At 64.0% G+C, this 13155-nt stretch carries 11 protein-coding genes; 9 read left to right on the top strand and 2 right to left on the bottom strand.

The window, feature by feature from the left end:
* Positions 1-18 precede the first annotated feature (18 nt).
* The 9 genes from CJU94_RS04250 (at position 19) to bioB (ending at position 11112) form a co-directional block, all read left to right on the top strand.
* Complete coding sequence (locus CJU94_RS04250; RefSeq protein WP_095417651.1) at positions 19-696, top strand: SDR family oxidoreductase; 678 nt, start codon at positions 19-21, stop codon at positions 694-696.
* A 67-nt stretch (positions 697-763) separates the two neighbouring features.
* The gene (locus CJU94_RS04255; protein ID WP_095417652.1) at positions 764-1894 is read left to right on the top strand and encodes an acyl-CoA dehydrogenase family protein; all 1131 of its coding nucleotides are present in this window, start codon (positions 764-766) and stop codon (positions 1892-1894) included.
* A gap of 7 nt (positions 1895-1901) precedes the next feature.
* Positions 1902-2351 carry a YchJ family protein gene (locus CJU94_RS04260; RefSeq protein WP_095417653.1) on the top strand — a complete coding sequence of 150 codons (450 nt, stop codon included), beginning with the start codon at positions 1902-1904 and terminating at the stop codon, positions 2349-2351.
* 581 nt (positions 2352-2932) lie between these two features.
* Positions 2933-4198 (top strand): dienelactone hydrolase family protein, encoded by a 1266-nt coding sequence (locus CJU94_RS04265; protein WP_095417654.1) that lies wholly within the window; start codon positions 2933-2935, stop codon positions 4196-4198.
* A gap of 221 nt (positions 4199-4419) precedes the next feature.
* The gene (locus CJU94_RS04270; RefSeq protein ID WP_425272189.1) at positions 4420-5688 is read left to right on the top strand and encodes an IS256 family transposase; all 1269 of its coding nucleotides are present in this window, start codon (positions 4420-4422) and stop codon (positions 5686-5688) included.
* 1032 nt (positions 5689-6720) lie between these two features.
* Positions 6721-8082, top strand: a complete 1362-nt coding sequence (gene bioA, locus CJU94_RS04280) for an adenosylmethionine--8-amino-7-oxononanoate transaminase (RefSeq protein WP_095417655.1) — start codon at positions 6721-6723, stop codon at positions 8080-8082.
* Positions 8082-9266 (top strand): 8-amino-7-oxononanoate synthase, encoded by a 1185-nt coding sequence (gene bioF, locus CJU94_RS04285; protein ID WP_095417656.1) that lies wholly within the window; start codon positions 8082-8084, stop codon positions 9264-9266. The genes bioA and bioF overlap by 1 nt, the downstream gene beginning before the upstream one ends.
* Complete coding sequence (gene bioD, locus CJU94_RS04290; RefSeq protein ID WP_095417657.1) at positions 9263-9994, top strand: dethiobiotin synthase; 732 nt, start codon at positions 9263-9265, stop codon at positions 9992-9994. Before bioF ends, bioD begins: the two co-directional genes overlap by 4 nt.
* A gap of 38 nt (positions 9995-10032) precedes the next feature.
* Positions 10033-11112: a biotin synthase BioB gene (gene bioB, locus CJU94_RS04295; protein ID WP_095417658.1), complete on the top strand. Its 1080-nt coding sequence runs from the start codon at positions 10033-10035 to the stop codon at positions 11110-11112.
* Between the two features lie 90 nt (positions 11113-11202).
* Here the strand turns inward: bioB and CJU94_RS04300 are convergent, their stop codons facing one another.
* A complete protein-coding gene (locus CJU94_RS04300; protein WP_095417659.1) occupies positions 11203-12228 on the bottom strand; it encodes a sulfate ABC transporter substrate-binding protein in 1026 nt (341 codons plus the stop codon).
* 148 nt (positions 12229-12376) lie between these two features.
* Positions 12377-12979 carry an RBBP9/YdeN family alpha/beta hydrolase gene (locus CJU94_RS04305; RefSeq protein WP_095417660.1) on the bottom strand — a complete coding sequence of 201 codons (603 nt, stop codon included), beginning with the start codon at positions 12977-12979 and terminating at the stop codon, positions 12377-12379.
* Positions 12980-13155 lie beyond the last annotated feature (176 nt).

Below are 13155 nucleotides of genomic sequence, written 5' to 3' on the forward strand. Positions count from 1 at the left end.
GACGGCATGAGGTGTTCGATGAAGACAGTGTTGATTGTCGGTGCGTCGCGCGGCATCGGCCAGGAATTTGTGCGGCAATATCAGAAGAGCGGCTGGCGCGTGCTCGCCACCGGGCGCGACGGCGCCGCGCTCGACGCGTTGAGCGAACTCGGCGCGCAGACGTTCTCGCTGGACGTGAGCGTGCCCGAGGAAATCGCCGCGCTCGGCTGGAAGCTCGACGGTGAACGGCTCGATGCGGCAATCGTGGTGTCGGGGGTTTACGGCCCGCGCACGGAAGGCATCGAGACGATTACAGCAGAAGACTTCGACCACGTCATGCACACCAATGTGCGTGGACCGATGCAGTTGATGCCGATCCTGTTGCCGCTCGTCGAAGAGGCGGGCGGCGTACTCGCGGTGATTTCGAGCAAGATGGGCAGCATCGGCGATGCGAGCGGCACGACCGGCTGGCTGTATCGCGCGAGCAAGGCGGCGCTCAACGATGTACTGAAACTCGCGTCGCTGGAAGCAAAGCGCGCCGCGTGCATTTCGTTGCATCCGGGCTGGGTGCGCACCGACATGGGCGGCGCCCAGGCGGCGATCGATCCCGCCCGCAGCGTGGCCGGCATGCGGGAAGTGCTCGCGCAGGCCGCGGCGGCGCACGAGGCGTTCAACGGCCGCTTTTATCAGTACGACGGCAGACTACTCGACTGGTGAGCAGCTAATTGCGTGAGACCGGAGCAATGCGCTGAAGCGCCAACTCCGGTCGACAGGAGACACACCGATGGTACTGGATCAGGATCACCTGATGGTGCGCGACGCGCTGCGCACATTCGTGCGCGAAGCGGTTACGCCCCATGCGGCGGAATGGGACCGCGAACGCACCTTTCCGAAGGACGTGCACCGGCAACTCGCGGAACTCGGCGCGTATGGCGTGCTGGTGCCGGAAAGCTATGGCGGCGCCGGCATGGACGCGCTGGCGCTCGCGTTGATTCTCGAAGAAATCGCGGCCGGCGACGGCGGCACGTCGACGGCCATCTCCGTCAACAACTGTCCCGTGTGCAGCATTCTGCTCACCTACGGCAACGACGCGCAAAAACGCGACTGGCTGACGCCGCTCGCCCGCGGCGAAATGCTCGGCGCGTTTTGCCTGACCGAACCGCAAGCCGGTTCCGACGCCTCCGCGCTGCGCACCACCGCGACACGCGACGGCGATGCGTACGTGCTGAACGGCGTCAAACAGTTCATCACGAGCGGCAAGAACGGCAATGTTGCGATCGTCATGGCCGTGACCGACAAGGCCGCGGGCAAACGCGGCATCAGTGCGTTCATCGTGCCGACGGATACGAAGGGTTACGTCGTCGCACGGGTGGAAGACAAACTCGGCCAGCATTCGTCGGATACGGCGCAGATCATTTTCGAGGATTGCCGCGTGCCGGCCGCGAACCTGATCGGCGCGCAAGGCGAAGGCTACCGGATCGCGCTGTCGGGGCTCGAAGGCGGCCGCATCGGTATCGCCGCGCAAAGCGTCGGCATGGCGCGCGCCGCGTTCGAGGCCGCGCTGAATTATGCGAAGGAACGGGAGAGCTTCGGTGCGCCGCTCTTTTCGCATCAGGCCGTGCAATTCCGCCTCGCCGACATGGCGACGCAACTCGAGGCGGCGCGCCAGTTGATCTGGCACGCCGCGTCGTTAAAAGACGCCGGCCAGCCGTGCCTCACCGAAGCCGCGATGGCGAAACTGTTCGCCTCCGAAGCCGCCGAGCGCATCTGTTCGGCCGCCTTACAGATTCATGGCGGCTACGGCTATCTGAGCGACTTCCCGGTCGAGCGGATTTACCGCGACGTGCGCGTCTGCCAGATCTACGAAGGCACCAGCGACATCCAGAAAATCCTGATCGCGCGCGGTCTTGGCTGAAAGTCTGATGAATAAGCAACTGTTGCCGTTACAACGACCTTCCGAGTGTCCCTGCGGCGGCGCCGCGCCCGAGCAGCGCAGCGGCGCCAGGGCGCCCCGCTTCGCGCAATGCTGTGGCCGCTATATCGACGGCGGCGAAGCGGCCCCGCGAGCCCTTGAACTGATGCGCTCGCGCTATAGCGCGTATGTTGTCGGCGCAACGGACTACTTGCGCGCCACCTGGGCCCCGCACACCTGCCCCGCCGATCTCGACGCGGATCCCGCTTCCGCCGACGCGCCCCGTTGGCTCGGACTGCAGATCAAGGCGTTCGCCGAAACCGACGCTCACCACGCCACAGTCGAATTCGTCGCGCGTTATAAGGTGAACGGCCGCGCGCACCGGCTGCACGAACTGAGCCGCTTCGTACGCGGTGACGACGGCCGCTGGCGTTACGTGGACGGCGACGTCAGCGAATAAGCCTTCCCGCGCCTTACACGACACAGTGGCGACCTTACGCCGCGCTCACATATGGCCCCGATAGCGGGGCCGTTTTTCGTGTTGGTCCAATGCCACAACGCCCGCCCAGCACCCGCCCCGCGCCTGATTGCTTCGTTGCGCCAATCACCCGCGAGGCCTGCACCGAGCGGCCGGAGACCGTCAATCGACGCGCGGCAATTTTTTCGTCGCGGGTTCTCCTTGATTGCACAAAACAAAATTGTCGTGCCAGGATGAGGCCGTAGCTTCATGACGTCACGTTGCGAGAGCCGGTCCATAGCGGCTCCGCAAATTGCGCAGGGCGCCCTGCCGGGCACCAGAGAGTGTGGGTCCGGCGGCGGCTTCAGGTAGCAGGCGTGACGCTCATCATCGGCGCGTGGGGTCGCGTCGGCCGTTTGGGTTCATCCCGTGCGATCTCGACTAGCGTGCGTGCGCCTTCGGCGCACTCCGTACGCGAGTGTGCTTTTGTTTGTCGAAAACTCGCCGAAAGGCAAATGTCAGAAATGACGTTCGATAGACGGGCATCACGGTGTTCAGGGCAGGTTTTCGAGGCAGGTGCGTCAATGGTGTTCAGCAAGGTTCTGACGAAGTGTGCGGTGATCTGTGCAGCGGCTGCGTGCACTGTCGCGCTCGCGCACGCCGACCCGCTCGCCGACACCCAGGCAGGACCGCTGACCCGGGCTCACGTTCCGCGTATTGCGCTCGACGACGACGTTTATCTGCCCAGCGCGGGCCTCAACGAACAGATCATCCGCGTGCCGGTCGACGCAGCCGGCACGGTCACCCTCGAAACGACGATCTACAAGCCAGACGGCGCGGGCCCGTTTCCGATGATCGTTTTCAACCACGGCAAGATTCCCGGCGACCCACGCGCGCAGGAGCGCAGCGACCCGCTGCCGTTCGCACGTGAATTCGTGCGCCGCGGCTACGTGGTAGTGGCGCCGAACCGCCAGGGTTTCGGCCGCTCGGACGGCGTGTACGAGCAAGACGGTTGCGATGTCGAAAAAAACGGCCTCGGTCAGGCCGGCGACGTCGCTGCAACGATCGACTTCATGTCGAAGCAGCCTTACGTGGACGCGACCCATATTGTCGTAGCCGGCACTTCGCACGGCGGCCTTGCGACGATCGCGTACGGCACTGAGGCCGCGCCGGGCGTGCGGGCACTGATCAATTTTTCCGGCGGCTTGCGGCAGGATGCCTGCAGCGACTGGCAGGGCAACCTGACGCGCGCGTTCGGCGCGTACGGCGAGAAGACCAAGGTGCCGTCGCTGTGGATGTACGGCGATAACGATTCCGTCTGGAACGCGCCGCTGGTGGCGGGCATGTACGCCGCGTACGGTGCGCATGGCGCGAGCGTCAAGATGGTGGATTTCGGCAACTACAAGAACGACGCGCACCGGCTGGTCGGCGACCGCGACGGCGTGCACGTGTGGTGGCCGGCTGTCGAGGCTTTCCTTGCGCGTGTCGGGATGCCGACGGGTGTGCAATATCGCGTGTCGGATCCTTCCACGCCGAAAGCGAGCGGGTTTGCCGCTGTCGATGCGGTCGATGCCGTGCCGTTTGTCGACGAAGCCGGGCGCAATGGGTATCGGAATTTCCTGCATCAGTTTCCTAGCCGGGCTTTTGCTGTGTCTGATACCGGGGCCTGGTCGTGGGCTGAAGGCGGCGACGATCCGATGTCGGTTGCCGTGGCGAATTGTCAGAAGCAGAGTTCGGCGCCTTGCCGGTTGTATGCGGTGAATAATGCGGTGGTTTGGGGGGATCAGTCTTCGCAGACGGCTGAGAGCGGTGGTGCCGATGCTCGGCGGGATGTGGCTAGTCGGGAGTAAGGGGTTTTTGCCTGCTCGGCGGGTTTTTTTGTCTGTGTTCTCGTTGGTGTTGGCCTTTCCTTGTTTTCTTACTGGTCTATTGGCGTTGCCCCTGTGCGGGGCGGCACCTACTTTCTTTGCCGCGGCAAAGAAAGTAGGTAAAGAAAGCCGCTTTGGACCGCCAGCGGACCTATCCGCGATTTCGTGGGCGGGGCATATCATGAGGGATCAAGGTCATGGATATGCCGATGAAAAAGAAACGGACAGCAGCGTCTCAGGCAGCGGCCCGCGGGCCGCTGCCTGAACTGCCAGATGAGTTGATGGATCAACTGGTCAAAGGGCCTATGTCGCCCGGCGACGTTCAAGACCTGATGCTGGCATTCAACAAGGCCATCATCGAACGGGCGATGGGCGCCGAGATGAATCTGCATCTGGGTTACCCGTCCGGCCAGGTCAAGCCGCTCGGTCAGGTCAACGAACGCAACGGCGCCAGTGGCAAAACCGTCATGACCGACCGCGGCCCGGTTCGGGTCGAGATCCCACGCGACCGGGACGGCAGCTTCGAGCCGATCCTCATTCCCAAGCACGAGCGCCGTTTTACCGGCTTCGACGAGCGCATCATCGCGATGTACGCGCGTGGCATGAGTGTGCGTGAGATCCGCGCTTTTCTAGCCGAGAGCTACGGAACCGAGGTCTCGCCCGATTTCATCAGTTCGGTGACCGACGAAGTCATGGCCGAAGCCTTCGCCTGGCAAAGTCGTCCGCTCGAGACGATGTATCCGGTGGTGTTCTTCGACGCGCTGCGGGTCAAGATTCGCGACGGCGGCATGGTCAGCAATAAGGCCGTGTACCTGGCGCTGGGCATCCAGGCCGACGGCCAGCGCGACGTGCTGGGGCTCTGGATCGAGCAGACCGAAGGCGCGAAGTTCTGGCTCAAGGTGTTCAACGAACTCAAGACGCGCGGCTGTCAGGACATCCTGATCGCCGTGGTGGATGGTCTGAAGGGTTTGCCCGAGGCAATCGCTGCGGTCTACCCCCGTGCCACCGTGCAGACCTGCATCGTGCATTTGATCCGCAATAGCCTGGAATTTGCCAACTACAAGGACCGCAAAGCGCTCGCCCAAGCGTTGAGACCGATCTATGCTGCCGCCAGCGCAGAGGCCGCAGAGCAAGCGTTACGCGACTTCGCCGAAGGGCCATGGGGCGCCAAATACCCGATGATCGTCCAATGCTGGCAGCGTGCCTGGGAGCACGTCATACCGTTCTTCGTGTTCCCCCCGGACATTCGACGGGTGGTGTACACCACCAACGCCATTGAGAGTTTGAACATGCAACTGCGCAAGATCATCAAGACGCGAGGCCATTTCCCGAACGACGAGGCGGCCGTCAAGCTGCTCTGGCTCGCGCTACGCAACATGTTGGCGAAATCGGTGCGGAGCACCTTTGATTGGAAATCCGCGATGAACCAGTTTGCTATTCTGTTCGGTGAACGATTTACGCAGGCCCGTTGAGCACGAGGGTTTTTAACCGCCTCGCCCACGAAAATGCGGACAGGTCCCCGCCAGCTCATAAGCGGGTCTCCCGCACAGCCACGGTAGTGGCCCATCTGGAATCCGTGCCCTCGCACATTCCGCCTTCGTGACAAGGCAGTCATTCTTCCGGCGACGCTGCGCGCGCCGTCGCGGTACCTCATTCAAACCACGTCGTACCCACCGCCTGCAGTACCTCTCGGTTCAGCTTCCCTTCCTTCTCGACGGCACTTCGTACCCTGCTCTTTTTTGCGGCGGCCCCTCGTAAAGCTGCTGGTGACTTCTTCTACCGGCTGGTCTCTTGAATCGGTGCTGCGTCCTGCCTCGTCAAAATTCCGAAGCCACTGGCCAACCACTTCAGCGCCACGCCGAGGCGAAGCCGACGGCCCCCACTGCCTAAGAACGAAGCCTCTGTCTTGAACGCACCGTTCCGGCGCGCGCGCAGCACGAGGCGGGAAGCACGACTGCTGTGTCACGAGCGCGGAAAGTGCGACGACACAGATTCCAGATGGGCCACTACCGTGACTGTGCGGGGGACCCGCCTAAGAGCTGGTGTGAAGCGGCCGCGGCTTTCTTTGCTTACTTTCTTTGCGGCGGCAAAGAAAGTAGGTGCCGCCCCGCACAGGGGCAACACTAATAGACCACCAAGAAAGCAAGGAAAGGCCAACACCCAAAGAGAACCCAGCCCACACCCGCCGAGCAGGCAAAAAAACACCCACACCCCCAATTTCCCGCCAGTAAAACCCAACTACTTTGCCGTCGCTAACTGCGCCGATCATGAACCATCGATCGAAAACAGACCCCACCTGCGCGGAACAGCCCACAACCCCGGCGCCGCAGGCAAAAACCGCCCACCTACCCCCTAGTGCACAGCACGAAATAAACCGCTAATCTCAACCCCGCACGCCCGCCAAGGGCCGCGCGCAGCGCAGAAAAAAGACGCGCAGCACGCCCAAAATGGCCCTAAAAAAGCCACGCCGCGCAGCGGCAAAAAAAAGTACCCTGGAGTACCCTTTGGAAACGTCAGCACCACAGTCAACCTCCCCCGAAGACTGGATCACCCGCAGCCTGCGCGCCGTCTGGCACCCCTGCACCCAGATGAAGCACCACGAACGCCTGCCGCTCGTGCCCGTCGCGCGCGGTCAAGGCGCATGGCTGTACGATCGCGCCGGTCATCGCTATCTGGATGCCATCAGCTCCTGGTGGGTCAACCTGTTCGGTCACGCCAATCCGCGCATCAACGCGGCATTGAAACACCAACTCGACACGCTCGAACACGCAATGCTCGCCGGCTGCACGCATGAACCGGCCATCGAACTCGCGGAGCGACTCGGCGCCCTCACCGGCAACACGCTCGGCCATGCCTTCTTCGCATCGGACGGCGCGTCCGCCGTCGAAATCGCCTTGAAGATGAGCTTCCACTCGTGGCGCAATCGCGGTTTCGCCGACAAGCAGGAATTCGTCTGCATCGCCAACAGCTATCACGGCGAAACCATCGGCGCGCTCGGCGTCACCGATGTCGCACTTTTCAAGGACGCCTACGATCCGTTGATCCGCCACGCGCACGTCGTGGCATCGCCCGATGCGCGCCTCGCGCAAGCCGGCGAGAGCGCTGCCGATGTCGCGCGCCGAGCGCTCGATCACGTTCGCTCACTGTTCGAAGCACGCGCCACGAAAATCGCCGCGGTAATCGTCGAGCCACTGGTGCAGTGCGCGGCCGGCATGGCCATGCACGACGCGTCCTATATCGCCGGATTGCGCACCCTGTGCGATCAGTACGGCGTGCATCTGATCGCCGATGAAATCGCCGTCGGCTGCGGGCGCACCGGCACCTTCTTCGCATGCGAACAGGCCGGTATCTGGCCAGACTTCATCTGTCTGTCCAAAGGCATCAGCGGCGGCTATCTGCCGCTCTCGATCGTGTTGTCGCGCAATGAAATTTTCGAAGCCTTCTATCACGACGACACCGCGCGCGGCTTCCTGCACTCGCATTCGTACACGGGCAATCCGCTGGCCTGCCGGGCGGCGCTCGCCACACTCGATCTGTTCGAGAGCGACGACGTTCTGGCCGCCAACACGCGCAAGTCCGCGACGCTGAAAACCGCACTCGCACCACTCGCCACCCACGAACGCGTTCGCAATCTGCGCCAGTGCGGCACGATCTTCGCGTTCGACGCCGTGATCGACGATGCTCAGCAAGCCAGAACATTCTCGCGCCGCTTCTTCGAAAACGCGTTGCAGCGCGAATTGCTGCTGCGCCCGATCGCGACCACGGTGTATCTGATGCCCCCTTATATCCTCGACGACGAAGAACTCGCGCTGCTCGCCTCGCGCACGCGTGAGACCTTCGACGCCACGCTTGCGGAGACCCGCTGATGCATCTGCTCGACACGCTCGCCGAAGGGCTGAAGGAGATCGACGCGCGCGGCCTGCGCCGGCGCCGCCGCACCGCCGACACGCCGTGCGCGGCCCACATGACCGTCGACGGCCGCGCGATCGTCGGCTTCGCCAGCAACGACTATCTCGGGCTCGCCGCGCATCCGCAACTGATCGCGGCGATCGCCGAAGGCGCGCAGCGCTATGGCGCGGGTAGCGGCGGCTCGCATCTGCTTGGCGGCCATTCGCGCGCGCATGCGCAACTCGAAGACGATCTCGCGGAATTCGTGGGCGGCTTCGTCGACAACGCGCGCGCGCTCTACTTCAGCACCGGCTACATGGCGAATCTCGCCACGCTCACCGCGCTGGCGGGCCGCGGCACCACGCTCTTCTCCGACGCGCTGAATCACGCCTCGCTGATCGACGGCGCGCGTTTGTCCCGCGCCGACGTGCAGATCTACCCGCACTGCGATACGGACGCGCTGAGCGCGATGCTCGACGCCTCGGACGCCGACGTCAAAGTCATCGTCTCCGATACCGTCTTCAGCATGGACGGCGACATCGCGCCGCTACCGCGTCTGCTTGAACTCGCGGAACAGCACGGCGCATGGCTGATCGTCGACGACGCGCACGGCTTCGGCGCGCTCGGTCCGCAAGGGCGCGGCGCGATCGCGCAAGCCGAGCTGCGTTCGCCGAACCTCATTTCGATCGGCACGCTCGGCAAAGCGGCGGGCGTTTCGGGTGCCTTCGTCGCGGCGCATGAGACGGTGATCGAATGGCTCGTGCAGCGCGCACGTCCGTACATTTTCACTACGGCGTCGGTGCCCGCCGCGGCGCACGCAGTGTCGGCGAGCCTGCGCATCATCGGCGGCGAGGAAGGCGACGCGCGGCGCGCGCATCTTCAGCAATTGATCGAGCGCACGCGTGGCATGCTCAAGGCAACGCCGTGGCTACCGGTCGATTCGCATACGGCCGTGCAACCGCTCATCATCGGCGCGAATGACGCCACGCTCGATATCGCCGCCACGCTCGATCGCGCGGGTCTGTGGGTGCCGGCGATCCGTCCGCCGACCGTGCCCGCCGGCACGTCGCGTTTGCGCATTTCGCTGTCGGCCGCGCACTCGCAGGCGGACCTCGATCGGCTCGAAGCGGGCTTGCAACAACTCGGAGCGAAAGCAGCATGAGTGGCGCGAAGCAAAACGCACTGTCTTTATTCGTCACCGGCACCGATACGGAAATCGGCAAGACATTCGTCTCGTCGGCGCTGTTGCGCGGCTTCGTCCGCGAAGGCCTGCAAGCCGCCGCGATGAAGCCGATCGCGGCCGGCGCATTCGAACTGAACGGCGCGCTGCATAACGAGGACGCGGATCAACTGGACGCCGCCTCGAACGTCCTGCTGCCGCCCGACATGCGCACGCCCTATCTGCTGAGGGAACCGGCCGCGCCGCACATCGCGGCTGCGCTGGAAAACGTCACGTTCGATCTCGATCACATCGTCGACTGTCACACGCAAGCGCTCCAGCGCGCGGAGATCGTCGTGGTGGAAGGCGTCGGCGGATTTCGCGTGCCGTTGACCGCCACCCAGGATACCGCCGATCTCGCCGTCGCCCTGAAGCTGCCGGTCGTGCTGGTGGTCGGCATGCGGCTCGGCTGCATCAGCCATGCGCTGCTTACCGCCGAGGCGATCGCCGCGCGCGGGCTCACGCTCGCGGGCTGGGTCGCCAACCGCATCGATCCGGACATGACCTTTCCCGACGAAAACATCGCGTCGATCCGCGCGCATCTCGCCCGCGATTACGACGCGCCGCTGCTCGGCATCGTGCCGCGTCTGAGCCCGGCTTCGCCCGAGCTCGCCGCGCAGCAACTCGACATCAACCGGCTTCTGCAGACGCTGCGCCATACGCAGCGCTGACCACCCATCACATCCATCCATCCATGAGGATCGACGACATGACGCAACTGAACATCGCTCCGGCGTCCGCCGAGACGGCCGCCAACAACAACAACGCCGCCGCCGGCTCGAAGCAGATCGCGCGCTGGCGCGTGGCGGATATCGTCGCGTTGTACGAACTGCCGTTCAACGACCTGATGTTCCGGGCACAGCAAACCCATCGCGAACATTTCGATGCGAATACCGTGCAGTTGTCGACGCTGTTGTCGATCAAGACCGGCGGCTGCGAAGAAGATTGCGCGTACTGTCCGCAGTCGGTGCATCACGACACGGGCCTGCAAGCCGACAAGCTGATGCCGGTCGACGAAGTGCTCGCCGCCGCGAAGCTCGCCAAGGAAAACGGCGCGACGCGTTTCTGCATGGGCGCCGCGTGGCGCAACCCGAAAGACCGTCACCTCGAACCGATCAAGGACATGATCCGCGGCGTGAAGGCCATGGGCCTCGAAACCTGTGTGACGCTCGGCATGCTCGAAACGCATCAGGCGCGGGGACTGCGCGAAGCGGGCCTCGACTACTACAACCACAATCTCGATACCTCGCCGGAGTTCTACGGCCAGATCATTTCGACGCGCACGTATCAGGATCGCCTCGACACGCTCGAACGTGTGCGCGACGCCGGCATCAACGTCTGCTGCGGCGGAATTGTCGGCCTGGGCGAGTCGCGCCGTGAGCGCGCGGGGCTGATCGCGCAACTCGCGAATATGGAGCCGTATCCGGAATCGGTGCCCATCAACAATCTGGTGCAGGTGGAAGGCACGCCGCTGACCGGCACCGAAGCGATCGACCCGTTCGAATTCGTGCGCACGATCGCGATTGCGCGCATCACCATGCCGCGCGCGATGGTGCGTCTGTCCGCGGGCCGCGAGCAGATGAACGAAGCGTTGCAGGCGATGTGCTTCCTCGCCGGCGCGAACTCGATTTTCTACGGCGATCAATTGCTGACCACGAGCAATCCGCAAGCCGAAGCCGACCGCAAGCTGCTTGAGCGTCTGGGCATTCGCGCCGAGGCCGCGCAACAGATGCCGCTCGATCAAAGCGGCTGCGAGCACGGCTGTGATAAACACGCCGCGCCGAACTGAGCGCACGCGTCGCGTGCAATAAAACACGTGCGATAAAAAAGGCTGCCTCGTTTTGTACGAGGCAGCCTTTTTACTTAAGAAGCCGAAGTATTATTTCTTGTCGACGATGATCTGATCAAACGTCCCGCCGTCGGAAAAATGGGTTTGCTGCGCTTTCTGCCAGCTGCCGAACATTTCTTCGACCGTGAACGTCTTGACCGGCTTGAACTCCGCCGCATGCTTCGCGAGCACCGTCTTGTCGCGCGGACGCAGATGATGCTGCGCGATGATTTCCTGCGCGGCCGGCGACCACAGATAGTCGAGGTACGCCTGCGCTTCCTTGCGCGTGCCGCGCTTGTCGACCACCTTGTCGACGATCGAAACCGGCGGCGCCGCCAGCAAGCTCACCGACGGATACACCGCCTCGAAGTTGCCGCCGCCCACGCCCGTGTCCATCAGCGCCACTTCGTTTTCGAACGTCACCAGCACGTCGCCGATACCGCGCTGCGTGAACGTGGTCGTCGCGCCGCGGCCGCCCGTGTCGAGTACCGGCACGTTCTTGAAGAGCGCTTTTTCGAAGTCGAGCGCCTGCGCGTCGGTGCCGCCGTGCTGCTTGCGATAACCCCAGGCGGCCAGATACGTGTAGCGCCCGTTACCCGATGTCTTCGGGTTGGCGATCACCACCTGCACGCCGGGCCTGGCGAGATCGTCCCAGTCCTTGATGTGTTTCGGATTGCCCTTGCGTACCAGGAACACCATCGTCGTGGTGTACGGCGCGCTGTCGTCGGGCAGGCGCGTGCGCCAGTTCGCCGGCACCAGTTGGCCTTTCTCGGCAAGCAGGTCGATGTCGTTCGGCTGATTCATCGTCACCACGTCGGCCTGCAAGCCTTGCAGCACCGACAGCGCCTGTGCGCTCGACGCGCCATGCGACTGGCGGATCGACACGGTTTCGCCGCTCTTCTGCTTGTACGCGGCAATGAAGCCGGCGTTGATGTCCTTGTACAACTCACGCGTCACGTCGTACGACACGTTGAGCAGCGACGCATCCGCATGCGCCGTCGACACGCCCGCCAGCGCGAGCGTGATTGCCGTCATGCCGGCCGCCAGCCAGCGCGAAGTCCCCGTCTTGCCTGCCATCCTGTCCCCGCCTATCGTTGATGAAAACCAATGGCCGCACGAACGCGCGGCGTGAAGCGGGATTCTAACGGATCGCTTACTTGGCCACTGGCACTTAGCCACTGGCTCGTTCGCGCGCCTCGCAATATTCGAACGCCGGCCCGGTCACTCAAACGAATGCGTGCTGTGCGGCCTCGAACGACGCCTCGCGAAACCGCAGCGGCGCCGCGCAATGCACCAGCGTGTCGACGAAATATTTCGCGCGCGGCCACGGACCGAAACCGGCCGCGGTGTTGATATGCCCCGCGTCCCCGAGATTGACGAACGCGCTGCCGAAGCGCTGCGCCAGATCGCGCGCTCCGGCGAGCGGCATCCACGGGTCGGTTTCACTGCCGATCAGGATGGACGGCACGCCGAGACGCCGCGCGTCGAACGGGCCCGCGAAGGCGAATTTCTGCGGACTCGCGGGCGCCACGAACAGCACGCCGACCACGTCGTTCGCGTACGACGCCTGCTGCAACGCGTGCGCGGTCGCAAGGCAGCCGAAGCTATGCGCGGCCAGCACGAACGGCCCGCGCTCGCGCGCCAGCAGATCGCGCAACGATTTCGCCCACAGCGCGAGGTCCGGCGCGTCCCAGTCAGCCTGTTCGACGCGCAGCGAGCGCGCGAACTGGCGCTCCAGCCATGTCTGCCAGTGCGCGCCCTCGCTGCCGTGCAAGCCGGGCACGGTAACGAGCCGCGGCGGCCATGTCGATTTGGTGCATGAAAGCATGTGGGTGCCTCGCTGCGGAATGCCGGGTAGTGATTGTCCCGCCGGGCGCCGCGCGGGCGAACCAAGATTTTGTGCTTTGTTTATCGGAACCAGCGCGCGGATGAACGCGCCGCCCGATGCGGGGCACGAATGCGCGTGCAAAGCCCCCGCCAGACAAAGGCCTCGCGACGAAAAAC

It is taken from the genome of Paraburkholderia aromaticivorans, assembly GCF_002278075.1.
Lineage (GTDB): Bacteria > Pseudomonadota > Gammaproteobacteria > Burkholderiales > Burkholderiaceae > Paraburkholderia > Paraburkholderia aromaticivorans.